We start from the raw sequence: 24,289 nt of genomic DNA, 5'->3' as shown, positions 1-24,289 counted from the left end.
CCCTGCCCCCTAAAACCTCATGACCCAATCAAAAGTGGCACGATAACGTAGGTCATCAAGATCACCATTAGCGTATGCATCTCCTGGCTGGAATCCAGACAGACGCAACCTCAGGTAGCTATCGACGGCCAATCCATCAAACATAGGGGCTTCTTCAGGCCAGTACACTGAGGTGACAAGATCCAGACCGCTACCCAGGTCGTCATCCAGAGCCGTCGGAGCCAGAGAAATGCCGTCGATAAAGACGCCCAAGGTGGGGTCATCCAACCTGAACTGCTGATAAACCAGACTGACATCCCAATCCATGTCGCTGTAACTGACATAGGCAGTCATGACTTCAATGTTATAAAGCGTTGCCTTTAGCGCCTCATTGAATCGATGAAACTTCGCTCTTGTTCCCGTAAATGCGGAGCGGTTACTCTCCAGCCCCGATTGTCGGAACCCACCGTCCTCGTCTCCGGGGGCGATTGCATAGTGAGCACCTAGCGCGAAATTCTGGAACCCGCTGGGACGCCAACGGATACCAAGATCAGCTGCCCACCCATTAACACTTTGTCTGCTACCCGCGAGCTCTTCATCTCCGGAGACATTGAAAAGATCAACCGTATACGCAAAAGGATTTCTGGCCCGATAATCCATATACTGGCTATCGAAGCCTAAATTTACCCAGGTCAATGAGGGCTCTGTTGGTGAATCATCCCTCCCTTCGGTGTGCAGTACGCGTAAATCAGCAAAATGCTGTCTTTGATATTGCCAGCGACCGCTGGCGAAGAGACGTAGAAGGTCCTTCTCATCATCGCTCAACTCTGAATCATCACTACGGAACCGACTCAATTTCTCAGCAACACCAGCCGTTGCATCAAACAAGGTTGTATCCCAACGCCAACGCAGCAGCGTAATGTCTGTATCTATCCAAATCCCATCATCATACTGCAGTCTTTCACGTCCCAATCTGATGGATTCACCCGGGTAATCTGTCAGCCCGTTCCAGTCAAGCCATAACTCCCGGAGCCCGACAAATCCGTCCGATGCATCCCCCCCCTCTTCGGAGTCGATATCAACAGTATCAGTGGAATAGAATGCCTGTCCGTATATCAAACCACTCCAATGCTCACTGAATTGCATCTTAAGCCAAGGTTTGACAATAATTCCGAACTCATCAGATTTCCCGCCTTCCCGTGTCCCGAGATCACGATCCGCATCTGATATAAAAAACGGATTAACATATATTTTTGATTCATACGACTTCTCGTCAGCATCGTCAGCCAGCGCAGGCATGCTCGCCACGACAAGCAAACCGGCGCCCAGAGAAATACTGGAAAAAACAGTACGCATATAAAACTGCAACCCTTTCATACTTACTCACTTTCCTCTGTATCGCTGTCCACCTGAGCTAGCATTGCTTTCTCACGCTCAGCCTGCTCCCGGAGGGCAATGATATCCCCCAGAGCAATAGTTTCCGGTGTGACAATTGCTTTGATTTGTTCCAATAATGCCGCCGCACGAGGATGCCCCCCGGCAAGCGCCAGCTTGGCAAAGGAATAGGCATACCCGACATTCCGTTTTATGCCGATGCCTTCCCAAAAACATTCTGCTAATGCGAAATCGGCCTGCATCGATCCGGCCCGTGCCGCTATCAGATAATGGTCTACTGCTTTGCGGGGCTCATCCCGCCCCAAATAGCCTTCTCGATAGATGTTGCCAAGGTAATAGTGAGCCTTGGGGATCTCTTTACTGGCAATTAAAAAATGATGCTCAGCCTTCTTCGCATCCAGAGGAACATGCTTGCCTTTGTAATAGATTCTTCCTGTATACAGCTCGACTTCAGCCAAGCCGAGATCCCGCCCCCGCTTCAGCAGATCCAGCAGGTGCTCAGTGCTTCCCAGCGTAGGGAATTCATTAAGTAATCTCACTTGCCCATATATGGACCTTGGATATCCGTCCTCGATCATGACCAATAACTCAAGCGCTTCTGCTGGTTTAGGCTTGAGGCGCTCTTTATCCGCGAGCCAATTGGCGATTTTCCAGACGGTACCTGATCGAATCCGCCCACTGGTCCAATGCTCCTTCACTTTCTCCAGTAGCGTTTCCACATCACCAAGATCCGGTTGCTCCTGGTATATTTCGGCAATTTCCAGATAACACTCAGGTACTTCGGGAAGGGCTTCGCGACACAGCTCTGCAATTTCCTGCTTACGCTGCTCAGCTTCACCACGCATCTGATACAGACGGACAAGCGCGTAATTCGCATCCAGGTCGCCCTCTGCCATACTCTGGCGGATAAGTGCCTCTACATCTCTGTTACCAACGATTTCCGGATATGCGATATACAACTCAACCAATTCAGCGATGACAGATGTATCTTCATTATCCAGAGCTTTCTCAAGATAGTGCTGAGCTTCCTTCAGCCTGGACTCATCTCCTTCATTCTGAACCCGACGCTGGTACAGACGCCCTAACCGTCCATAGGCTCGGACATATCCAGTTTCCGCCGCCTTCAGATAAAGACCTTCAGCCAGCACAAAGGAGTCAGGGTCATCCTGGCTCTGATATATATCTCCCAACAACACCTGGGCTTCGGGCATACCGAAATCAGCCAGAGGCTTAAGATGTTCAACTGCAGTGTCCGGGTCTCCGCCCTCAACGGCATCCCTCGCAAGATCATAATCCGGCAGACTTGCACAGCCAGACACAACTAACGCCAGAGATACAGCAAGTAGAGATACTCTTGTTCGCATAAAAAAGACCTACCATGGCAGCCAAAAGCTGCCTGCAAACGATGTCACGCTTACCCCATATGCCATCCTGGCAAGGCGGGGTCCGATTACTGACCTATTTTGGCTACAGCAGACGAAACAAAAGACAACGGCAGATCAGTCTTTTTCACGATCGCCGGATGTCCGACGGGTGCTTGAGCAGGCATACTGTCAAGAATGATCCTCGCCTCAACTGAATTACCTGGGGTGGCACTTTTGCCTTGACCTGCGATCGTCAAATGCTCAATCGAACCGTAATAGGTCTCTGCGTCACCGATGATTTCCACTTCAACCCTGGCACCACGTGCCAATTCTTCGACCTGATTGAAATCAAAAGTAGCCAATACATATGGCTGAACATCTTTGACTCCCAGTCTCATCACCGGCGTTCCTTTTGGAACAAACTGACCTTCCGTCGCCACACCATCTAAAACGATACAGTCACATGGGCTGGTTAAAGTCCCCTTGATATATGTCTCCGTCATCATCTCGAGAGATTCCGAGTTCATTGAGTCCACCATTTCTGTCTTCAGGAAATCCAGAATTGGAGAGTCAAATGTGGCGATCGCCTGACCTTTTTTCACTTCCGTATTCATTGCCACCAAGGGCTTTACAACACCATCTCTTGGCATGTCGATTTGATAAGTGTCAGCCATCAGCACCGCACTTTTCGAAGCTGTAACGAAGTAAGTGTCGTATAGCTGCCCGGCAACAAATCCAGCAGCCATGACACCTACGAAAAAGAACGCCACGCTGCCGGCCAGAGCCTTGACACGACTATTCCAGGAGGAACCAGAACCAGAGCTCTTGCGGGCCTTGGTGAAGTTTTCTCTGGACAGGGTATTCAGCATGTCACCAACTGTAACCAGCTCACCACTTAGATAGGACGTTATTAAATACCGGAGTGCTGAAATCTCTCTTGGCCCGATATCCTGAAACTCAAAACCGACCCTTGTACTTCCGGATTGGATATTGCGCGCTTGAAAGCTAGCCTCCAAGCCGAGGGTAAACCCGTCAATATTGATCTTAAGAGTCCCCTGATAGATTTTCCCGGCCTGGAAATCCTGCTTGGTACATTGCAGACCAAAGCCTCCGGCTGAAATATCGTGGACCGTATAACGCTTTTGCTTCTTGACGCCGCCTTCTTCTACTACCATTTCAAGAACGATGGGCATCCTTACCCTGGCGTACTGCCGCTGCGCCTCAGATTCATGTACAACGTTTATATTCTCTGCAGTATTCATGAACACTTCCTTCAAGTTGAATTCTCATCTCCGGGGACACCTGCATATTCAGGAGTCAGATATCCCCGACTAACCCGTTTCTCCAACGACTTCGTGATAATTTTTATTAATTGCTTGTTGTTCTTACTTTGTCCGACCTGCAAATAACTTTTGATAATTGACCGTCCAGTGGTATCTGACAGGCCGGGTCAGACTATTGCAAAAACAATCGCCAGAAATACGCTGACCGATGAAAAGGTCATCATTCTGGAAGACCATTGGTTAAACCAGCCATGAAATGTCTTCGAGTCTTTACTGAGTTTGGTGTCCTGCCTCGTCCAGCTTTGCCTGTCCAGCCTGAATACCACATAGATTTTCATGATCGATCCAAAAATCTGGTTGTAGTAAAGAATCAGAGGATAAAGAGGACCAATGCTATGCCCTGAGGCCAGTAACAGAAACGTCAACACCAATCGTGTTAAGCCTATCCATAGGAAATAGATTATTAGGTAACCAATCGAAAACTTAAGTGCCGCGACAATTGCAGCCGTCAATCCCAGAATACTTGTCCACATTGAGATCCGTTGATCCCATACAACGTAGTATGTAAACCAACCAAGTCTGGAGGGTCCCAGCTTTGAAGCGCGACTATTCTGCCGAAGATTGTTTCCGTACCAACGGAACATGAGTTTACGACTGGCGCGGACAAAGTTTTTATCCGGTGGATGCTCAACCGTATTGATTACCGCGTCCGGCACATACCAGGTGTCATACCCCATCCGCATAAGACTGAACCAACTGGATTTATCATCGCCGGTAAGGAACTTGAATGTCCCCAAACGCCAGTGATTAAGCTGGTCATGCTCAACATCTTCGATAAACAGGGGCGAGGTGACCACCGAGGCACGAAACATGGACATCCTGCCCGTCAGTGTCAGTACACGATTGGCAAGTGCCATCGAACACATATTGATATGACGCTGGGCAAATCGAAGCTTATGCCACTCCGACATGATGTAGCTTCCCTGCACTTCACAGAATTCATTGGTCGTCAAAGCACCCATTTTGGGAAACAGCTTAAAGTACGGAGCCGATGTAGAAACAACACCAGGCGCCAGCACCGTGTCGCCGTCCACGACCGCCACAATAGCGTTCTCATCCGGCAAATCCCGGGAAATAGCCCTGAAGCCATATGCCAGCCCATCACGTTTTCCTGTACCGGGAATTCGGACAAACTTCAGGCACACATGTTCTGGCGGTGCATTCTTTTTCCAGAGAGCACGGATAAGCATTTCGTCCGAAACCTCTACAATGGAACACACCACAGTCGTCGGCCAACCGGTATGTATAGCCTCTTTGATCACTGAGTCATACACCATGGCGGTCGTCCGGCTATCAATCCGGAAACTGGTCACCATGAGGTAGACGTGAGAAGGCTTTATCTCATCACCAAGAAGTCTGGCCTTACGGCGATAGTAGGGATAGACCAGATACAGAAATATCATCCCACGCACAAAGTGCACGAGACCCACTCCATAACGCCATATCCCCACGGCACCGATCAAGAGCAGAAAATGCTTTGACTCAGGTACAAATACCTCTGCGGGCACCAGGAGGGCTAACCCTCCCAGCACACTGAGGTACAGCAGCCAGCCAGAGGCATTTCTCAGCCTCTGGAGCATAGTCGAGAGTGCAGCGTGCTGCATTGAACAACCTCATCAGCTATCTGATTTGATAAATTGCCTTACCAGCAAATACCTTCAAGATTGTCGACCGTTTTGGTTTTCATGAAACCAACCAGATCGAGCACTTTCTTGTCAGACGGCATATTCATGAGAGCTTTTTCGAAGATCTCATCAGAGTTACCAATGATGACCACATCTGCCTGTTCCATAGCAGCATTCAAATCAGAGGTCAGCAATGAGGAAACGTGAGGTATATGGCTGTTGATGTACTCTTTGTTCGCACCGTGAACACGAGCATACTCAACATTGCGGTCGAAAATCTGCAGAGAGTACCCCTTACCGATCAGCGTTTCCGCCAGATCTACAAGAGGGCTTTCCCGCAGGTCATCAGTACCGGCCTTGAAGCTAAGCCCAAGCATCAGAATGTTGCGCTTGCCATAGGAATGAACGATGTCAAAAGCTTTCGCTACCTGATAGGCGTTGCTATCCATAATCGAAGCCAGCAAAGGATGACGCACATCCACTTGTGAAGCCCGGTAGGTTAGCGCTCGAACATCTTTAGGCAGACAGGAACCACCGAAAGCAAAACCAGGACGCATATAATACTTCGAGATATTCAACTTACTATCTTTACACACCACATCCATCACATCACGACCATCAACCCCCAGAGCTTTGGCGATGTTGCCAATCTCATTCGCGAAGGTCACCTTGGTCGCATGCCAGACGTTACAGGTGTACTTAATCATCTCAGCCACTTCCACAGGCTTACGGATAATCGGCGCAGGCAGATCCTTATACAGCTCCTGAAGCACGTCACCAGCGTCTTTATCCAGCTCGCCAATCACGGTCATGGGAGGGTAGTCATAATCCTGAATCGCAGTACTTTCACGCAGAAACTCAGGGTTAGTCGCCAAACCAAAGTCTTTACCAGCTTGCTTCTGAGCACAGTCTTCCAGTATCGGAATAACGGTATTCTTAACCGTTCCAGGCAATACGGTACTACGCACTACAATGGTGTGACGCTCATCTTTACCGCGTAGGGCACGTCCGATATCTCTGCAGACAGACTCTACGTAGCGCAAATCCAGGTCGCCATTACGCTTACTGGGAGTTCCCACACAGATCATGGAAATGTCGCTGTTTTCAATGGCACTCTGAACGTCAGTAGTGCCGTGAAGCAGCTTTTCAGAGACTGCCTTAGACAGAAGCTCTTCCAGACCTGGTTCAACGATAGGTGATTTACCACTATTAATCAGAGCGACTTTATCTTCAGAAACGTCTACTCCGATAACTTGATGACCGCGGGCTGCCATAGAGGCTGCACATACTGCGCCTACATAACCTAACCCGAAAATGCTGATACGCATAACAATCTCTCCATGAATTTTTCAACAAACACACCGAGGCCGAGTAATCTCAGCCCCGAATTGAGAACCCCGTGGGTTCAAAACTCCCGTTTGATCCGTTTCAGCAAGCTTTATGCCACCAAACACATCAACACTTACATAAAACTACATTTGGTAACATTATTATCGTTATAACAACACAGCAGAACGATTGCCAATTAACGCTGTTGCATGGCCCGGAATTCTATCCAACTCGAGCTTAATCTAGCAAGAAAATGTTAAAAATTTATTATTATTTAACAACTTACAAAGTATCACAAAAAAAGGACTATGCCCCATTAGGTCGCCGCAATGCACCATTCTCAGGCGCCTCACAAGAACAAAACTACATATTACTTTTTGAAAGTCTATGTAACATTACTAAACCGGACCAGTCCTTTATGTTACAAAACTTAATACGGACTAGTCCCAATAGTTACAGAAATATTTCAAAAAATAGGCTAGCAAATCGCCTCATTGGCGCAATTTCGATACAAAAGGTCAGATTCGAGACGGATCAAGAAAAGTTTAATCGGGAGGCGTCTTTAGACTAGCCAAAACGGCGATGAACGATTAGACTATGCGGCCTGTAATTTGCGCCCGTAGCTCAGCTGGATAGAGCGCTGCCCTCCGGAGGCAGAGGTCAGAGGTTCGAATCCTCTCGGGCGCGCCATTTCGTTCTGTTGATCGAGTTTTCGGTCTTACGAGCTTAGCTTCCAGGCGTTCTGCCTAAAATCACTATACAACTTCTTAACCGTCCCCCCAAATACCAGTGTTGACTGTAGATCCGGTAATAGATCCACCGATATGTTCATAATTCCGTTATCGCACTTGTCAAATAGAGCGATTACTGAGAGGGTCTATATAGACGTAGTCATAGATAGCTTGACGAGAAAGGAAAGGAGATAAAAAAGACATCCCTGTCGATCGCTTCAATTTCGAAACAGGTACCATTTAATCGTTTCGTAGTCCTGCTCAGAGATTAATCCCTCTTTGTACAGTCGACGCATTTCAGTCACAGCGATTGGGATCAGCTGTTTCCCTGCCGGCAGAGATAGTCTGGCTTGTTCGATGCACTCTTCGAGTTGAACGACAAACGCTTTCACCGCTTCCTTGTCAGGCTTGTTTGCCTGAAAACTGAAGAGGACAACTTCGCTTCCAACAGCCAGGAAATCATATCGATGAGTGCTGAAACGCACAGCCAGCGAAAGAGTTAGGCCACCAATCAATATGGGGAATGCCAGCCATTCAGGTCTGATATCGGTCAGGAAAAAGGTTGCGACAGCCCCCGTCATCAGAAGCACTGCCAATAACCTCATACTCAACTTTAAGTCTTTAACTTCCCGGGCTTTTGGCTGAAGAAATGACATGTCCACAACCGCGTCCCCTACTTGCTTACCCTGGTCTTTCGTCAAGATCTCCAGGTATTGCAGATTAAATCGACTAAAGGTGCAAACTTGCCCCTTCCGATTCTTCTGCTCCAGATGCCCCTGAACTTTCCAGTGTTTCCTTTCAGGTATAGCTGAGGCTTTTATTTGGGACTGCGCTCCAGGCAACGAAAAATGATCTAGATTAATCGTGTTGTTCATATTGGCGGCCATGTCGGTTTCTCTTTATTATCGGTGTTCTCTGTTAACAGGTCTTATCACTCTTCCGGCAAAACATATTTATCAGTATCGTTATAGAGGTGGGCGCCGCTATCCAGCCACTCAGCAATCAGGCGGAGTTCGACTTCGGTAAGGAGCCCCATATGATCAGGCATACTACCCCCGCCCGTTGTATCTACCGCATCCACTTCGTACTCATCGTCATCCGGATCATCGTCAAAAAGACTGAAGAAACGCGCACTGGCAATAGCGCCACGGGCGCTCATCAAGCGTCGGCTAAAGCAAACATCCGAGTCAGGCAAAACCGTCAGCTCGCCCTGAACGCCGTCAGGACAATCCGTTGTCGGATCAACTTCGATCCAATCCCCGTCAACGTTTTTCTGGTAGTAATCTGGTTTGAACAGCTCAACATATGATTGCACCTGACGAGGATCCCAGGGCGCCGGATCACCGCTCAATATCAGATCACCACCAGAACCGCCTCCTCCTGTGCATTTGTCATGCGGAGTACTATCAGCCTTATCGTGACAACTGGTACAGGATTTCAGCTCACCTCCCGGCATAGTACGGCAGACATCCCAGATGGGCTGAATGTGTTCTAGATAATTGATTGTAGCCTTGCAGTTACTATTCCATTCCGTCAGACATGCCGGATCATTTACCGGAACCGGTGTGGTCAGATCCTCATAGCGATTACTGAATGCCAGTCCAGCATCAGGAGGATTCCCCCAGAAATCCTCGAATGACATAATGTTGGCCCACGTAGCAGGGATGTCACCCAAATAGTCAATCAGAGCATCCGCCATTGTATCCTGCCAATAAATCGCGCGAATCTGCGTATTAGCATTGGGAAAGGCCATCCCGTCACCCGGAGCTCCCGGATTCGCTGAAGCCAGGGGTACATCGGTTCTCGCATGGGGGATGTCGTTTTCAGGATCATGACACCCGACACATCCCAAAACTTCATTCTTCTCCAGCAACAACGATGTGGGATGTTGTACCAGATAGTTATAGTGATAGTCTGGTGACGCAATCAGATCGACCCGCTTGCCATACTGATTGACCACCTCAAACGTATACCCGGTTTCTGCTGGAACCTTCACCATGGCAGAGCCATCTGGTTCGACCATCGCGTAGGACAGGACATCATAGAGTCCACGCCCACCGGAGCCCAGAATTGGGGTCAAACCAAGCTTGGGATTACTTCCGTCTGTTGGATTCAGCACGGAATTATTCAGCACGGCCTGCTCCAGGTCCCCAGGGATACTACGTTTGCCAAGCACTCTGATAAACCGCTCAGAACGATCATCAGGATGAGTCTGACTCGGATCACGTAATGTGACGATACCACCATCGGGCTCCGCCATATCGATACCATCCCGGTCATAGACACTACGAATACTGAAAGCCGCAGTATTGTCATCAAGAATCTGTTCCAGCTTGATCCCGGTGTATGGTTTCGCGCGGTCATTAAGCTTACCAATCGCAATATCGGTAAATAGTGCCTGACCATGCCCCTTAACGACAGGCAAGCGGGTATTGTTAACCGGGTCTACAGCCCATACGCCGTACTGAGGCTCTCCCAAAGAGTCCACAGTTGAATATCCCTCACAAGGGGAGGACAACCCATCTTGTACCACCAGGCACTGCGCCCAGCCAACCAGCAAACGGTTGCTACCATCATCATAGGGGGCGACACCGCTGTACCAACCATTTGGCGATACCTGGCTGGGATAAAAGTTCACCAGACCAGGAGTCATAGACTCCTCCGCCTCCCCCGTAACACTGTCATCAACCGGCCTGTCGACTGCATAAAAATTCTTGCTGTTGATCTTGACGACATCACCACCGTATACCGGATTATAAATATGGCGCATAATCGTCACGAGATTGCCGTCCGGCATAGGGATAGGGTCCATATATTGGATATATGACGCGTCCGAAAACTCTTCATGAAGCGTACCGAAATACCGATGTAGATTGCCGCCGTTTGGCGTAATTCGATAGAGACTGAAAATATCCTCTACAAATACCCTTTCGCTGGTAACATCACCCTCAACCGACGCCCCACATTTATCATCAACGGTCCACTCCTTTGGTTTATCCAGCCCAGGCGGGAAACCGTTGCCATTTCCCTGACCATAGCCACCGCCATGAGGGTGAGTATTGAAATTCGGGTCATCGATATTTTCCAGAGTGCAGTCCTCAAGCACCTCATAGGTTCTTCCAAAGCGGATAAAAACGATCTGCCCATCGTCCATAGTGCTGGGCTCAATATCGTGAAACTCACCAAAAGTGATTTGCTGTAATTCACTCCCGTCTGAGTTGACCACATGCAGCAGGGAAGCCGGCTCATCAAAATCCTCAATGTACTCACGAATATCGAGTACCCTGTAATCACCCTTCGACACCTGTCGATCTGAGGAAAAGATTATACGTCCGTCGTTTGCGTAGGTTGGATTAGTATCGTTCCCAAGGTTCGCCGTTTCATCGTCTGAAAAAATTCGACGCACCTTGCCGGATGAAAAGCTGTATTCGTATATGCTCCAGGTACTATGCACGGAGTGTCCTTCCGGGCCATGCGCCGCAAAGACCAGCTTATCGCCATCCGGCGCGACATCCAGATCTTTGACATCATAAGATCCACCACCAAAATACGACGCAAGAATGTCCTGCTCGGTCGAATCCAATGCAATCCTGTCCCTGACCATCATTTTGGCACCAGGGTTAAACTGGTAGGGCGACCTCGGATCTAAAGGGGGGCGCGCATCAACGGATGAAGTGTCCCCCATCGCGGGAAAATCTCTCACCACGTAAGCGAACGGACGATCCGACGCAACTCCGGTCGCCTCCGTCAGTTCGCCTTCACAGCCGCTCAGGGCATATAACATTAAGCCCGCACAACTGAAACCAATACACCTTTTCAGCAAAGTGTCCATGACACTCCTCCACCCCTATACAGAGATCATTTAATATAACGTTACACTTACCCGGTACCTGCAAGTCGTTCCGTTACCATTTGTCGAACAATTTCGCTACAGCCGCTAGCCAGGCAGGAAATCAAACTTGTAGTTAACCGGTGTTGCAGCCACATCCTCGGCACCGAATGAAATCATCTGGATTCTCGCCAGCAATTTGGTTTCCAGCTTGTTGTCCCCAAGCTGACTGCTGACCAGATTAATCGCAGATATACTGCCGTCCGGTTCAATCACAATATGGAAAACAAACTTGCCTTTCAGGTTCGGATCACTGCGTAATGCTCGGTTATAGAGCGCATAGATCGCACCTTTGTGTTGTTCGAAAACCCGTCTGATGGATTCCATATCGCGGCCACCGCTAACAGTGGAGCTATGTGATCCACCACCTTTTCCGCTTCCACCGCCGCCAATCGGACTTTCGACTGTGGACGTGGAATGGCCGGCCAGCTGTGTTCCGGAGCCGGTACCGTTCATCACTGAACTGCTAACCCCCCCACTGGTTTGCGTCGCCGAGTTCTTGCCCAGTATTGAACGGGCACTTTTCTGAGCCGCCCCTGTCGTCACGTTCGTGTTGTGAGCCTGGAGTTTGGCGACGTTGACTGAACTTCTTAAAGAAGACAGTTCATTAGCAAACGCAGCCACTCCCATTTTGGAAACCTTTTCTTTGGCAGCCTTCACCTCTTTTGGTTGAGTCTTTTTGACTGTTTTCTCCTGAGGAACATCTTTTGGTTGCTCCTGAACTTCCTGCACAGGTGGTGGCGGTGGCACAACTTTGCGCTGCTCAATCAGAACTTTGGCCAAAGTCGGCGGTACCCGTTCTTTCTCTGCACGATCAATTTCAGGTAACGGCAACCAGGGAAACAGCACGGCTATCAACAGAAGCAGCAGCAAAAGCCGCTTGAGAATCCTGTTGAACCTGCTGTCCTCATCCCCACTTGCTTCCCAGGGCAGAACAAACTCATATTGATTTACTGCTAGTGTTGTCATCTAGGCCCCTCAAACTACGCGCTGCCTGATGCAACTCTGGATACCGCCATCGACAGGTCCCTATAGTTGGCTTTGGCACAGGTCAACATGACACGCTTGAGAATTTCATAAGGAATTTCCTGATCACCCAATATGGTCACAGCCCTGCCGAGCGACTTTTCTTCATCGGATAATTCAGTACGTTTGGACGCCAGGTATTGCAGTTCATCCATCAAGCCTTTAATCAGGCCATTGCTGTCGATGATCTCCTGCATGGAGGCCACCGGACGGCCATCCACCAGTACATCTTCGGCTGTAATCATGACAGTGATGGTCTCTGCCGGCTGCTGCTCAGCAGAAGATTCCGGCAATTCGATATCCCGATTCACCTTGAGAATCTCATTATTCCCAGAATTCAGAAGCAAGAAAAAAACCAGAATGGTAAAGATGTCCATCAGTGAAACCAGGTTAAGCTTGGCTGGTTTCATTAAACGATGACGTCCGCCCTGAGACTGGAACGATACGGGTCTAATGTTCATGATTTACCCTTCTTCTTGGGTGCATCTCCAAGGGAAATTTCCGGAAACAGTTCTACATCCACTGCGTCGGTGACAACCACTGTTTTGGCCGTCCGCAGCGTATCCATGGTGGAAACGATTGATTGATAGCTGACGCCTGCTTCAGACAATAAAAGCGCATCGCGTTTCTCAATGGACTTCGCCGCCAACTGCTTCTTGATTTCCTGCAATACAGAAGACAGTGTTTTGTAGTCATGACGTTTATCAACGCCTCCGTCAGATTCCTTTTCGACATTGGGAATGCTCTTCACCAGATTTCCACTGGGATAAAAAACTTCGATCTCATCTTCCCGGACAACCACCTCCAACTGACGATTTTTTTCAGCACTGGCGGCCGCCGATCCCGTCAATTCAGGCAAGTTAAGTTCATGAATGGTGATATGGTTAAACACCATACTCATCAGCAGTACCGGCACCAGCACGATCATGAGATTCATGAAAGCCGTGATATCGATATCTGCTTCTTCCTGTTCTCTGCGTTTTGAAAACATGGTTGCGCCCCGCTCTTAATCAGTCATCCGTCTCACGAGTTGCGACCACGGAACGGTTACCACGGACAATCGAGTTGAGGAATTTCACCCCTGCCATCTCTACGCTTTCAATAATTTCCAGCGTCTTGCTTTGCAGCAGAGAATGGATCAAAAGCAGAGGTATCGCAGATATCAGACCAAATGCTGTGGTGTTCATTGCCACAGAAATAGACTGGGACAAAAGCGTGGCCTTATCAGCAGGATCAGCATTGGCAACGGCAGTAAATGCAGCAATCAGACCGATGATCGTCCCCAGCAGTCCCAACAGAGTTGATACGTTCGCAAGAATAGACAGGTAGTTGGTACGCTTGGAAAGACGGGGAATACTCTCCATCACACCTTCCTGCATTGCGGCCTGGATATCATCCCGACGAGGAGATGCACGCATGGTATCCAGAGCAACAGACATCAATCGGCCAATGGCAGACTGATTCTCCTGGGCAAATTTTTCAGCTTCATCATATTGATTCTGACTAACGAGTGGTTGAAGGTGCTTATAGGCTGCTTTATTGGCAGAAAGCGCATGTTTCAGAAACACCCAGCGCTCAACTGAAATCGCCAGTCCTATAATCAATACGATAGCGATGGGGTACATGAATGCACCACCTTCCTGAAAGAAAGAGACGATCATTGTGTAAAAATTCATTGGCGTAACTCCGAACTTCAAACTGTTGAATATGTTTGCTTTTTACGATTGGTTTCAGTGGGACGAGTTATCTTCTTGTTCCAGATTCAACTCATCATAAAATTGCATCGTCCTTGAATGGATATCCCGATCCACGACCTCAAAAACCTTCCCAGAAACTGACGTAATTGAGCGATACAGTTTTTCCGGTCCTTCAGGTGGCTTCCAGGGGATAAAATAACTTACCGATGGCTGTTCACGGTCACCTACAAAGGTACTTTCCAGGTTCACATCATCATTGGCTGAAGACTGAAATGGCGTTACAAACAAGCAGGCCACTACGACTCCCCCAATAGTTTTCAGGACAACATCTGCACTCACGCATTACCCCTTCTCTTCAATAGTGGGCTGGGTATCCGCTTCACCGGAAACCACCTCTGACTCCGCAGCCGGTGCCGGCGGATTATCGATAAAACTCTTCTCAATGCCCGTGCGGCGCCGGATTTCTGCCAACCAGTCTTTCACTTCGGGGTGCTTCCCGCCGACCAAAAAGTCATATGCTTCGTAATGTGGTTGCGCCAATTCAGGCTGATTAAGGTAAAGGTCGTACAAAATCGCCAGGTTCAGATGAGCATCGGGAAAATCTTTCCAGACCGACAGCGCAGAAACATAAACCTGAAGTGCTCCCGCAAAGTCACCTTTGCGTCGCAGGTGCAACGCCAGAGCAATGTATCCGTTAACATTGGATGGGTTTACAGACAGAGCTTTGCGGAAGTGGCTTTCTGCTTTTTCCTTGTCACCTCGAATGTCGGCGACTTCACCCAGTTTGACCCAGGGTCCTGAGAGTTCAGGGTAGGTGCGGGTAATTTCCCTGAATCCCCTCCGGGCCTCTCTGTAGCGTTCATTTTTGAGGGCGCTGTTTGCCTTCATGAAGGCTTTACGGGCGGCATCCGGAATCTGCACCGATTGTTGAAGATACGGATTGGGTGCCGCCTTATAAGTGATCTTACGACCATCGCTTGAATACGCCTGTTGAGGCAGGAAATCCTGACTGTCCTGAGAGGACTCAAACCGACGCTTATCCGTGCTTGTTTTCGACTCTATTGTGCCGGTTGACGTGCTGGCTGAGACCGGCGTCTGATTAAAAGCCGGCATAGTACCCATTCCCGCACACCCACTTATCACGACCAGACAGACGACGCCAGCAAAACGCAGGTAATTAAAGTATTCCATCGCCATATGCCACCTGAATTTCCTGTTTGTTGTATCTTGCTGGAGAAAGCTTGGCCATCGCGGCAAAGCTCTTCTCTACCCATGAGTTGAGATAACCATCCCAGGACCGTTGGATATTGCCTTGATGAACCTCAATGGCCAGTTCCTCAAACGGAATAGCCTGCTCTTCCAGAATGATTTCGTACTGCTGCATTTCCAGCGCGCTTAATCCCTTCGGCCTCGGCGCATCCATTAACTCACGGGCAAACTGACCGTAGAGATCGGCAATATTGAGAGTTGCCCTGGTGGTCTGATCCATCACGCCGTACTCCGCCGCCTTCTCATAGCGATCCAAAGCGTTTTTCAGCTTCTCGTTCTTACGTGGGATGCTTTTATTCAATGGGGCTCTTAAAGACACCCGTCTGAATTCAATTCGCCAGTAGTCGCCATACTCGGCATTCGCCCATGCTGCCAACCACTTGGATCTTTCTGTCTGCTTATCACCAGCTTTGTTATGACCATCTATGACACGGCGTAACCAGTAAAGATGGCGGTTATAGTCATCATGTTTCTTGTACAGGTATGCCACGTGGTAACGCGCTTCCATACGCGTTTCAAAGGGTTCCTCATAATCGAAGGCCCATTTCTTGAACTGGCTCAATGCCTCCATTTCTTTTCCGGCCTTCTCATTCAACTCGGCGGCCAGAAAGAGCGCATCACGACGAATATCAGGGGCGGCACCGCTGTGATAGATGTTTTCATATTCCATCGCCGCCAATTCCCACTGTTCATCCTGCTCATAGGCATAGGCAATCTTCTGCGGTAACTTGGCCGCCAACGGGTGCTGTGGAAACAGTTTGCGAAGCTCCTTCATTTCATGAAGCGCAGCATCCCAGCTTTCCAGGGTCATCAGGTGAGTTGCTGCGTCAAACTGCGCCACCACCCGAACATCAGTGTTGGGTGCGTGAACTTTAATCCGCAGAAACTGCTCTACAGCCCCCTGCAGATTGTCCTTGGCCAACGCCTGTTCGCCCTGTTTATAAATAGTGACTGCCATGCGTTCAGTCACTTTCTTCTGTTCCTGGCTGTCCGCGACATACTTCAGTTGGCTGCGATAGCCTTGCTCTGCCGCAGCATAGTTCTTCAATTCATACTGACAGTGAGCAATAACCCCGTAGGCTATGCGATTCAGCTCCGGGTCGACTTTTCCTGCGCCGGATACAACTGAGGTAGCTACTTCCAGGGCTTTTTCATATCGCTTGAGGGCAAAAAGTTCTTCCGAAGTATTGGCCAGCACAGCAGCAGAACGTTCGTCATTACGATAGGTCTGCACAAACCTCAGCTGACTATCCACACTCTTGGCACGCCAAGCCATCATCCGGTCACTGTCTTCTCCGGCAGCCGCCTTGATCATGTCAGCCTGTTTCTGATAAGCGATGATGGCGGCATATCCCGCTTCAGCGCCGTATTCTGGATTCTTCAGTTCATAGGCTGTGCGTTCGTAATCAGCGATAGCAGCGGGGAAATCTTCACCGTCAAAAGCTGCTTCAGCTCTCATATAAACCATTTCAGGAACTTTCGGGTCCTGAGGAAAGGTCTGCATGTATTCGCCATAGTATTCTGCCGCTTTTAGGAAGCTGATCTTTTGTTCACGGGATTTTGCTGTTGCATTGCTGCCCTTGTCAGCCAGCTCACGCTTCAGACGTTGACCAGTGGCGTGATAATGCCGAGCCAGTTCGTCAATATAGGTCTTCAGGTTGGGTACTACTTTGGCTTTGATATCTGATGATTTTTTCTGCCAGAAATCCGAGCGGATACCATAGTTCCGGACATAGCTTTCTTTCTCAGGTAACGCCTGCTGCGAAAATTCACCATCCACATAGGCCCGAATCATCTCGGCATGCATTTCCGGCGCTCGATCGGAATCAGGATTCTGACTGACAAAAGCACGGAACGAGGAGGCGGAGTCTTCATACCGCTCTTTCTCAAGATAGTGTTGTCCCAGGCTTGAATAGAGAATCCAGGTGTACTTGGCGCTTCCGGGCCTGTCAGCGAATACTGAGGCGATTTTTTCCGCACCACCGGAGTAGGCAAGACTGATACTGACGACCCTTAAGGTGTCATCGACAAGCGAGCGGTTTACCTTGTCCAGTTTCTCAACCTTTCCATCCTCGGGCACAAGCCTGTCGAGCACTTCGGCAAAGGCATTAAGCCCTCCTTCATAGTCACTGAGCTTAAATCTCACCCAACCCAGGAGATAATAAGAACTGTTAAGAAAGGCAGATTCCTGACCAAGAGATATGACCGCCTGATAGGATTTCTCCGCCTCTTCATACTCTTTATGACGGAAATGAATATCCCCACTCCGAAAATATACTTCCGCTAACCTCTGAGAGTTGGGGAACTCCTGCATAAAACGATAAAGAACTGTTTGCGACTTCTGATCCTGGCCATTCAAATCATAGGCTTTGGCCAATTGATAAAGAGACTCGGCGTTATCCGGAGAGCCCGGATATTTATCGATGACCTCTTGGTAAGACTGAATCGCGTTACCAAAGTAACCATCACTTGCAGGCGTTACCCCCAACAATTGGCGGTAGTCCCCTTCCATCATGTAGACACTGGCAATACGGCGATCAATCTGCTCTTTGAGGCCAGGGTCTTCAACGATTTCCAATAACTGCCGATATTCTTCCCGTACCTCTTCATGACCAACTCTGGGTAACGGAATATCCGTAAGTTCTGTTTTTTTCGACTGTAGTTTTCCAATCGTTGGGCTCTGGCTCATCAGATTACATCCGCTGAGCAGAATGACCATAGCTATGAAGCTATATCGCATTGCTCCCCCCCCTGGTCTCGCCTTCAATCTTCACCGCCGAGGTATTTACCGGTGCTTCCTCAGTGTTCATGGAGGTTTCCGGTATATCCAGATCCATCAAAGAACGGTCAAGAATCCTGACCTTGGCCAACTGCGCCTCAACCTGATAATGTTTAAGACGCTGCTCATGAATATCCAGCTCTGTTGTGACCAGCTTCTGCATAACCTTCTCAAGCTTTTTAATCAGACTGGTTGTATATTCTTCTTTCTCCTTGACCAGAGCCATCAGGCTGCGCACTTCATCCCGGTAATGCCGTCCGGTAGAGCCATCAGAAGACTTGATGCCAGTCAACATTGCCTGAGATCGGCCAATCTCATAATTCAGTCCATCCAGTAACCACTGGATTTTTTCCTGACTCTCGGATGGTAATGACGAGGCTCGTCGCGCCAGAACTTCCGCCTTGTTTTTGGCTTGCTTGGCTTTTTGGGAGGCCGCCGTGAGTCGTCCTGTTGTTACATTTCCTTTAATTCCATGGGAACGGGCCTGGAGAATGATGGCAAAGTCATCTTCTCTGGACTTCCAGGTACGCAGGTTGTTTCTGACAGAATAGAGATCGCGAAGATCTTTCAGTACCGACTGAAAACTATGGTCGGACATCAGTTCCACCAGAAATGGGGATAGCCTGTTAATAGATACAGAAGGAGCCTGACCAAACCAGTCACTCTCACCCAGAACCTCATCCAGATTGCGGACAAATAACTCCATCATATCTGACTGCGACAGACTCTCCCGGGCAGAGTGAATCCATTCAAGAGCTTCAGTGTATTTTGTATCTGCCTCGATAAATCCCATAGCAGCACGGCCGTCCAAGTCCAGTTTTTCATAGACATAGGGGCGCAAAAGGATTGCTTCCTGTACTTCGGGCAATGCGATGGATCTGGCAGCCAATACGTCCAGGGGTGCCAAAGCTTCATTGAATTCACCTTTGTTTACAGCCAGCCAGCTGGCTCCCAGAAGCCCTCGATTGGAATAGGCTCCATGGCTTTTCACCTGTTCCAGCTGCAATTGAGAGTTGCCCAGTTCACCGCTGGCAGCGTAAAGAAAAGATAACGCCATATATGCCCGGTCAACCAACAGGGAAAACTCCTGGTTGCTGGGACTGTATTCAATGACCTTGTTTAGCGCTTCCGCTGCCCGCGATATTTCCTGCTGCTTGCCATAAGCAATGCCGAGGTTGAAATAAAAATAGGGCGCATAAGGACTGTCTTCATCAATCCCGGCAATAATCTGATCACTAATCGATGAGTAACCCAGCTTAATGTTTGCCAATGCAGCCAGATACCGATACTCGGCATCGACCTCTTCCGGAAGGCGTCCGGCAATATTCGACAAGTTGCTGGCAGCGCGATGAACATCACCACGTAAATACTGCATTTTTCCCAGGTAGAACCACGCCCTGTTGCGCGCCTCTTCTGTTACATTCCCCTCAACCACTCGGGTAAAAATCTCTTCCGCCTGTACATCCAACCCGTAAGAAAGACTCACCCCTCCCTTTAGTAGCTCAGGATAGTTGCCATGTCCCTCAATTCCGCCTTTTTCTTCGGCGTAGGCATACTCCACCAAGGTGTCAAAGTAGTTCTGCTGATAAAACTGAAACAGGATTGCACCATACTTCAGGTCTTTGACGCCTTCGGCCTTAACTTGCAATGACATTGCGGCCAAAATAGCAATACCAGTGATTATGAGACGTCGGCAAAACACTCTGGAATAGTCTTTCAGGATCAACATATACTCACCATTCCCTGATGCTGAATTCCGGTTGCTGTTTAGCTTCAGAATCTGCGACCCGTACTTCTACATACTTGGGTCCGCTTTCCTTATTGAATTTTAATGAGGTGCCACGCTTGAATTCGCGACCATTGGGACCGGAACCGATAAAAAACGCAGAAATGGTATGCTCCCCAGTATCAATGTTGCCCAGATGGAGACGATGCATCCCGCCCTTTGCAAGTGCCATCCGTTCTTCTTCACTGTAGAGATAACTCGTAACCACATTGGAATCGACCTTCAGTCTCACACCTTCCAATTTGAAAAACTCTCCGACATCCAGCGACAAAAAAACATTCAGACGGGTATTTGAAGGAAAAAGCATATCTTCCTCCATTACCTTCAGATCCTTGTTCAACACCACAACGGACTGCTTTAATTCCTGAATTTCCCGGGAAAGGTCATTCACAGCCTGCTAGGCCTGCTGCCGGCTGCGTTCAACAGACATAGGTGTCTCTATAATCCGGTCTATCGCTTGAGCAGATTCTCCTTCAACATCCGCGGCATGTAATTCGGATGTCGCCAGCCCCAACAAAAAGGTCAGCGTCAACGGCACAAGGTTGCTTCCTGCTCGGGCAAATTGCATTCCAAAAAAACGACTGGCTGCACCATCCACAATATCTCTCCCATGCCAAAAACTGGCTAAAAGGTTTCAACTAACTCTGACTTGTCGGAGACCAGACGAAGCTTTACCAACGATCTGATACAACCGTGTTTGATACGGACCAGCATACTTCCGGGTAGCTTTACCGTTAGGGATGATGATGCTCTTTGAGGAGTTTCGAATTCTAATCAGGGTCTTTGTACAAGACGCTTATTTATGTTCTTTTTCTTTTTTTGGGATTATTTTCCCAATTAACCTAACACAGAGAATTTCTTTTGACTCCCCTTTTTGTCATCGTTGTTCTGAATTTGTGAACTAATTCAGAACTTCAAATTTTGATTATTGCTAGGGGTATTCAGTGCTTGGCAGGATGCAGCGCATGTACGGAATTGCCTGATTTCACAGTAAAAAATCGTTACATCAGAAACATTTTGTAACACTTTCAAAGGATAGATAAAGAGATACCAAGCTTCCTGAATCTAACGTTCAGCCTCGCTAATCTGGTATGTAAGAGAGCTTAAAAGACGGTTTAATAAATCATTCCAAGATAAACAGCTCTTCACCTCTGAAATCGGGACATAGCAAACTTAAACATCGCTAAAAAGCCTGACGTAGGTTGTTAACGCTGTATGAAACTTTTACCAGGCATTGCCAAATTTTATCCCTGCGCCGGTGGACCGACGTGGCTATGCGGTTTGATACTCTGCACGATACTCATTATCCCCCTGATGCCGGCAGCAGCTCACGCTGTTGACCTTAAGTTCTGGGATAACGGGGATGAAAAAACGTTAACCCTGCTGGTTGTAGATCCCTACATTGAAATGCATACCGCTCCTGGTCGTGGATACCCAATATTCAATGTGATTGAACAGGGTGAAGAAGTCGTTATTCTCAAAAGAAAGACCAACTGGTACCTGGTTCAGTCTCCTGATGGTCAGGAAGGCTGGGTGAAAGCCGCCCAATTGGGGCGTACTCTCAAACCCACCGGAATCCCTGCTGATCTGCCAGAAACAGGACATGGTGAATACCTCACATCAAGCTGGCGCGCAGGATTCACAGGCGGGCAATTCGAAGGAGCCTCCAGTTTCAGTCTAACTTTCGGCTACCGGCCATTGACCTGGGCCGGGTTCGAAGTGGAAGCAGGAAAAATCTACAGCCGCTCCGTGACTAGCGAATACTATGGTGCCAACCTGATCATAGAACCCTTACATAAATGGAAAATAACGCCGTACCTCTCCGTCGGAGCTTCCAGATTTTCTTTCGACGCCCGGCAGAAAGTGCTGCTGGAAGGGGTAGACGAAGCTGACGCCGTCTCTATAGGCGGAGGTCTTGGATACTACATAGGCCGTAACTTTCTGATCCGTGCCGAATACCGGCAGTACTCGATTTCATCTAATTCCGATACAACAGGTTTAAGCGAATGGAAAATTGGACTCAATACATTTTTCTGAACAGTCATCCTTTTAAGAAAGTTGGCGTTTTTCAGAGCGTTACTAGAGGCTGTCGATTCATGTTCAAACAGCTAGCCCAATACACAATGCTGATGCTCATGGCATTACCAATACTTGCAAACGCTGTCGAAGATGGAGCCGAAGAATCCAGGCCCGGCCCGGTTCAGGTCATCGCACCGGAGGTGGAGGCCCGAACCATCGAAGAATCAGACATCGATACAGAATTCTTTGAGGTGGGACTCTTTGCCGGTTTTCTCAGTATTGATAACTTCAGCAGTGAGCCGATGTATGGCCTAAATGCATCATTTCACGCCACTGAGGATTTTTTTATCCAGTTCAACTATGGTCAGGCATCCGCGGGGCTGACCTCATTCGAAGAGTTGAGCGGCACCAACGTCAGACTCGTATCTGACGATGACCGGGATTACATTTACTACGACTTTCTGTTGGGCTACAACATCTTTCCCGGTGAGATATTTTTTACCGACCAATTGGCATTCAATTCCGCCATCTATCTGGTAGGTGGCGTCGGCAATACTGACTTTGGTGGCGAGAATAACTTTACCACTATTGCCGGCACAGGATATCGCATCATTTTCAATGACTGGCTGGCCTGGCATGTTGATTTTCGCGATCACATGTTCAAAAGCGATCTAATCCGCCAGTCGCAGCTTACCCATAACATCGAGATATCCTCTGGAATTACCCTGTTTTTCTGAAAGCTGAATATCATTGCCAATATAGTGGGACACTCGACAGGACCGTCAAGTGTTCCTGTTTTTTGGCTATCAATGCCAGCCCCTGCCTATCATCGATAGAGATCTCCCTCCCAAGTAGACCACCGGGACCTCAAGCACCAATGACCTCCTCTATAACCGGCCAACCGGCCAACCGGCATAAGACTTTAGTCTACAACCGACCATTCTTTATCTAACTCCGACCTTTGACCGTCAAACTAACGACAAACGAATTAAAATCTTCTAGCCTGAACAGTCATTCGATGCCCTGAGAAAGAGGTACGGGACATGGTGAAACGCATTCTGCTGGTAATGATTTGTCTGTTTGTCACGACGACAAACGCTGAACAACTGCTGGTTGGCGTGGAGCATAGCTGGCCGCCTTTCATTGGACGGGATCTTCAAAAAGAAGGATTGGCAACCGAAATCGTCCGTCAGGCTTTCAAAACCCAGGGATATAAATTTCAGATGAAATGGCTGCCCTGGAAAAGAGCCATAGAGGGCGTGTCGGAATTAAAATACGACCTTGTACCCGGAGCTTGGTACACGGATGAACGCAATAAAGAGTTCTACTTTTCCGATCCTTACCTCTCCAATCGCATCGTCTTCATCAAGAGAGTCGATGACCCATTCGAATATGATGGTCTGACTTCACTCAAAGGCAAAACGATTGGCACCATCAAAGAATACGGGTATCTGGAGAGTTTCATGACTGCTGATACCTTTAGCCGTAAAGAGGCCAGACGCCTCTATATTAATCTCCTGAGGTTATCCCAGAGTAAAATAGACTTGGCCATTGAAGACGAAATCGTTGCGCGGTCGATTATCCGAGAACAGGCCTCCAGTCTTAAAGATGACATCACCTACACCCAGAACGCTCTTTCCACAAATGATTTACATTTGATCGTGAGCCGAAAACACCCGCAGGGCAAGGAAATCATTGAAGCCTTCAATAAGGGACTGATAGCTATTAAAGACAATGGCGCGTACAAAAAGATTTTTGAGGAAATGCTGTAGGTCTTCGGAACTAATAAAAGTCGGGTACTCACGCTCCTGAAATATCGGTCTTCAAAACGCAATTTGCGCTTTGCGAAACCCCAGTGATTTCAGGAGCGCGAATAAACTTTCCAGCGCATCTGTTACGATGGGGTCGTCATTTTCATCGGCAATAATAAAGCTTTTGCCGCTGCTCTCGACCACCATGATAAACCATTGACTGAAATCAGAGGGGTTACGCAGCAATTCCGCTGCCGCGAGCTTCCCAGCATCCGCCAGTGACTTTGCCTCAGACATTTTCATACAT

Annotated in this window: 21 protein-coding genes and 1 tRNA gene; 4 read left to right on the top strand and 18 right to left on the bottom strand. The window is 48.6% G+C overall.

The annotated features are described in order from the left end of the window. Positions 1 to 9: 9 nt before the first annotated feature. The 5 genes from F566_RS0131015 to F566_RS0130995 all read right to left on the bottom strand — a co-directional run bounded on the left by F566_RS0131015 (position 10) and on the right by F566_RS0130995 (position 7,034). Positions 10 to 1,356 (bottom strand): alginate export family protein, encoded by a 1,347-nt coding sequence (locus F566_RS0131015; protein ID WP_020410962.1) that lies wholly within the window; start codon positions 1,354 to 1,356, stop codon positions 10 to 12. Between the two features lie 2 nt (positions 1,357 to 1,358). Next, positions 1,359 to 2,738 (bottom strand): tetratricopeptide repeat protein, encoded by a 1,380-nt coding sequence (locus F566_RS0131010; RefSeq protein ID WP_157497233.1) that lies wholly within the window; start codon positions 2,736 to 2,738, stop codon positions 1,359 to 1,361. 86 nt (positions 2,739 to 2,824) lie between these two features. Further along, positions 2,825 to 4,000 carry a PilZ domain-containing protein gene (locus tag F566_RS34635; protein ID WP_020410960.1) on the bottom strand — a complete coding sequence of 392 codons (1,176 nt, stop codon included), beginning with the start codon at positions 3,998 to 4,000 and terminating at the stop codon, positions 2,825 to 2,827. A 188-nt stretch (positions 4,001 to 4,188) separates the two neighbouring features. Next, on the bottom strand, positions 4,189 to 5,685 hold the full coding sequence (locus tag F566_RS0131000; RefSeq protein ID WP_020410959.1) for a glycosyltransferase family 2 protein: 1,497 nt from the start codon (positions 5,683 to 5,685) through the stop codon (positions 4,189 to 4,191). Between the two features lie 38 nt (positions 5,686 to 5,723). Then, positions 5,724 to 7,034, bottom strand: coding sequence for a nucleotide sugar dehydrogenase (locus tag F566_RS0130995; protein WP_020410958.1), 1,311 nt, complete (start codon positions 7,032 to 7,034; stop codon positions 5,724 to 5,726). Positions 7,035 to 7,648: 614 nt separating this feature from the next. On the opposite strand from F566_RS0130995, the gene F566_RS0130985 reads away from it, so the two are divergent. Beyond that, a tRNA-Arg gene (locus F566_RS0130985) sits at positions 7,649 to 7,725 on the top strand. A gap of 259 nt (positions 7,726 to 7,984) precedes the next feature. Here the strand turns inward: F566_RS0130985 and F566_RS0130980 are convergent. The 12 genes from F566_RS0130980 to F566_RS0130925 all read right to left on the bottom strand — a co-directional run bounded on the left by F566_RS0130980 (position 7,985) and on the right by F566_RS0130925 (position 20,810). Further along, positions 7,985 to 8,653, bottom strand: a complete 669-nt coding sequence (locus F566_RS0130980; protein WP_020410956.1) for a hypothetical protein — start codon at positions 8,651 to 8,653, stop codon at positions 7,985 to 7,987. A 44-nt stretch (positions 8,654 to 8,697) separates the two neighbouring features. Continuing rightward, positions 8,698 to 11,598 carry a PD40 domain-containing protein gene (locus F566_RS0130975; RefSeq protein WP_020410955.1) on the bottom strand — a complete coding sequence of 967 codons (2,901 nt, stop codon included), beginning with the start codon at positions 11,596 to 11,598 and terminating at the stop codon, positions 8,698 to 8,700. 105 nt (positions 11,599 to 11,703) lie between these two features. Continuing rightward, positions 11,704 to 12,624 (bottom strand): AgmX/PglI C-terminal domain-containing protein, encoded by a 921-nt coding sequence (locus tag F566_RS0130970; protein WP_020410954.1) that lies wholly within the window; start codon positions 12,622 to 12,624, stop codon positions 11,704 to 11,706. Between the two features lie 14 nt (positions 12,625 to 12,638). After that, positions 12,639 to 13,142, bottom strand: a complete 504-nt coding sequence (locus tag F566_RS0130965; RefSeq protein WP_020410953.1) for an ExbD/TolR family protein — start codon at positions 13,140 to 13,142, stop codon at positions 12,639 to 12,641. Then, complete coding sequence (locus F566_RS0130960) at positions 13,139 to 13,672, bottom strand: ExbD/TolR family protein (RefSeq protein ID WP_020410952.1); 534 nt, start codon at positions 13,670 to 13,672, stop codon at positions 13,139 to 13,141. Before F566_RS0130960 ends, F566_RS0130965 begins: the two co-directional genes overlap by 4 nt. Before the next feature lie 19 nt (positions 13,673 to 13,691). Continuing rightward, complete coding sequence (locus tag F566_RS0130955) at positions 13,692 to 14,357, bottom strand: MotA/TolQ/ExbB proton channel family protein (protein WP_020410951.1); 666 nt, start codon at positions 14,355 to 14,357, stop codon at positions 13,692 to 13,694. A 54-nt stretch (positions 14,358 to 14,411) separates the two neighbouring features. Beyond that, on the bottom strand, positions 14,412 to 14,717 hold the full coding sequence (locus F566_RS0130950; RefSeq protein WP_020410950.1) for a hypothetical protein: 306 nt from the start codon (positions 14,715 to 14,717) through the stop codon (positions 14,412 to 14,414). A gap of 3 nt (positions 14,718 to 14,720) precedes the next feature. Beyond that, complete coding sequence (locus F566_RS34630) at positions 14,721 to 15,569, bottom strand: tetratricopeptide repeat protein (protein ID WP_169334469.1); 849 nt, start codon at positions 15,567 to 15,569, stop codon at positions 14,721 to 14,723. Then, the gene (locus F566_RS0130940) at positions 15,556 to 18,387 is read right to left on the bottom strand and encodes a tetratricopeptide repeat protein (protein ID WP_026180443.1); all 2,832 of its coding nucleotides are present in this window, start codon (positions 18,385 to 18,387) and stop codon (positions 15,556 to 15,558) included. Before F566_RS0130940 ends, F566_RS34630 begins: the two co-directional genes overlap by 14 nt. After that, the gene (locus tag F566_RS0130935) at positions 18,377 to 20,155 is read right to left on the bottom strand and encodes a tetratricopeptide repeat protein (RefSeq protein ID WP_020410947.1); all 1,779 of its coding nucleotides are present in this window, start codon (positions 20,153 to 20,155) and stop codon (positions 18,377 to 18,379) included. Before F566_RS0130935 ends, F566_RS0130940 begins: the two co-directional genes overlap by 11 nt. Before the next feature lie 4 nt (positions 20,156 to 20,159). Further along, the gene (locus tag F566_RS0130930) at positions 20,160 to 20,603 is read right to left on the bottom strand and encodes a hypothetical protein (protein ID WP_020410946.1); all 444 of its coding nucleotides are present in this window, start codon (positions 20,601 to 20,603) and stop codon (positions 20,160 to 20,162) included. Positions 20,604 to 20,609: 6 nt separating this feature from the next. Then, on the bottom strand, positions 20,610 to 20,810 hold the full coding sequence (locus tag F566_RS0130925) for a hypothetical protein (protein WP_020410945.1): 201 nt from the start codon (positions 20,808 to 20,810) through the stop codon (positions 20,610 to 20,612). A gap of 617 nt (positions 20,811 to 21,427) precedes the next feature. Here F566_RS0130925 and F566_RS34625 point away from each other — a divergent pair. From F566_RS34625 to F566_RS0130910, 3 genes are all read left to right on the top strand, one after another. Beyond that, positions 21,428 to 22,249 carry an SH3 domain-containing protein gene (locus F566_RS34625; RefSeq protein ID WP_020410944.1) on the top strand — a complete coding sequence of 274 codons (822 nt, stop codon included), beginning with the start codon at positions 21,428 to 21,430 and terminating at the stop codon, positions 22,247 to 22,249. Positions 22,250 to 22,308: 59 nt separating this feature from the next. Next, positions 22,309 to 22,968, top strand: coding sequence for an outer membrane beta-barrel domain-containing protein (locus F566_RS0130915; RefSeq protein ID WP_033417094.1), 660 nt, complete (start codon positions 22,309 to 22,311; stop codon positions 22,966 to 22,968). Between the two features lie 306 nt (positions 22,969 to 23,274). Continuing rightward, on the top strand, positions 23,275 to 24,003 hold the full coding sequence (locus tag F566_RS0130910) for a substrate-binding periplasmic protein (protein WP_020410942.1): 729 nt from the start codon (positions 23,275 to 23,277) through the stop codon (positions 24,001 to 24,003). Between the two features lie 51 nt (positions 24,004 to 24,054). Here the strand turns inward: F566_RS0130910 and F566_RS0130905 are convergent, their stop codons facing one another. Continuing rightward, on the bottom strand, positions 24,055 to 24,285 hold the full coding sequence (locus F566_RS0130905; RefSeq protein WP_020410941.1) for a hypothetical protein: 231 nt from the start codon (positions 24,283 to 24,285) through the stop codon (positions 24,055 to 24,057). Positions 24,286 to 24,289: the final 4 nt, after the last annotated feature.

Origin of the sequence: Hahella ganghwensis DSM 17046, assembly GCF_000376785.1 — a bacterium.
GTDB lineage: Bacteria > Pseudomonadota > Gammaproteobacteria > Pseudomonadales > Oleiphilaceae > Hahella > Hahella ganghwensis.
This window is presented reverse-complemented; position numbering and strand designations above follow the sequence as displayed.

Excerpts from the sequence above, each read along its gene's own strand:
- F566_RS0130905 (WP_020410941.1), bottom strand. The coding sequence starts at position 24,285 with ATGAAAATGTCTGAGGCAAAGTCACTGGCGGATGCTGGGAAGCTCGCG.
- F566_RS34635 (WP_020410960.1), bottom strand. The coding sequence starts at position 4,000 with ATGAATACTGCAGAGAATATAAACGTTGTACATGAATCTGAGGCGCAG.
- F566_RS0130960 (WP_020410952.1), bottom strand. The coding sequence starts at position 13,672 with ATGTTTTCAAAACGCAGAGAACAGGAAGAAGCAGATATCGATATCACG.
- F566_RS0130935 (WP_020410947.1), bottom strand. The coding sequence starts at position 20,155 with ATGTTGATCCTGAAAGACTATTCCAGAGTGTTTTGCCGACGTCTCATA.
- F566_RS0130970 (WP_020410954.1), bottom strand. The coding sequence starts at position 12,624 with ATGACAACACTAGCAGTAAATCAATATGAGTTTGTTCTGCCCTGGGAA.
- F566_RS0130955 (WP_020410951.1), bottom strand. The coding sequence starts at position 14,357 with ATGAATTTTTACACAATGATCGTCTCTTTCTTTCAGGAAGGTGGTGCA.
- F566_RS0131015 (WP_020410962.1), bottom strand. The coding sequence starts at position 1,356 with ATGAAAGGGTTGCAGTTTTATATGCGTACTGTTTTTTCCAGTATTTCT.
- F566_RS0131010 (WP_157497233.1), bottom strand. The coding sequence starts at position 2,738 with ATGCGAACAAGAGTATCTCTACTTGCTGTATCTCTGGCGTTAGTTGTG.
- F566_RS0130965 (WP_020410953.1), bottom strand. The coding sequence starts at position 13,142 with ATGAACATTAGACCCGTATCGTTCCAGTCTCAGGGCGGACGTCATCGT.
- F566_RS0131000 (WP_020410959.1), bottom strand. The coding sequence starts at position 5,685 with ATGCAGCACGCTGCACTCTCGACTATGCTCCAGAGGCTGAGAAATGCC.
- F566_RS0130975 (WP_020410955.1), bottom strand. The coding sequence starts at position 11,598 with ATGGACACTTTGCTGAAAAGGTGTATTGGTTTCAGTTGTGCGGGCTTA.
- F566_RS34625 (WP_020410944.1), top strand. The coding sequence starts at position 21,428 with ATGAAACTTTTACCAGGCATTGCCAAATTTTATCCCTGCGCCGGTGGA.
- F566_RS0130915 (WP_033417094.1), top strand. The coding sequence starts at position 22,309 with ATGTTCAAACAGCTAGCCCAATACACAATGCTGATGCTCATGGCATTA.
- F566_RS0130940 (WP_026180443.1), bottom strand. The coding sequence starts at position 18,387 with ATGCGATATAGCTTCATAGCTATGGTCATTCTGCTCAGCGGATGTAAT.
- F566_RS0130980 (WP_020410956.1), bottom strand. The coding sequence starts at position 8,653 with ATGGCCGCCAATATGAACAACACGATTAATCTAGATCATTTTTCGTTG.
- F566_RS0130995 (WP_020410958.1), bottom strand. The coding sequence starts at position 7,034 with ATGCGTATCAGCATTTTCGGGTTAGGTTATGTAGGCGCAGTATGTGCA.
- F566_RS0130910 (WP_020410942.1), top strand. The coding sequence starts at position 23,275 with ATGGTGAAACGCATTCTGCTGGTAATGATTTGTCTGTTTGTCACGACG.
- F566_RS34630 (WP_169334469.1), bottom strand. The coding sequence starts at position 15,569 with ATGGAATACTTTAATTACCTGCGTTTTGCTGGCGTCGTCTGTCTGGTC.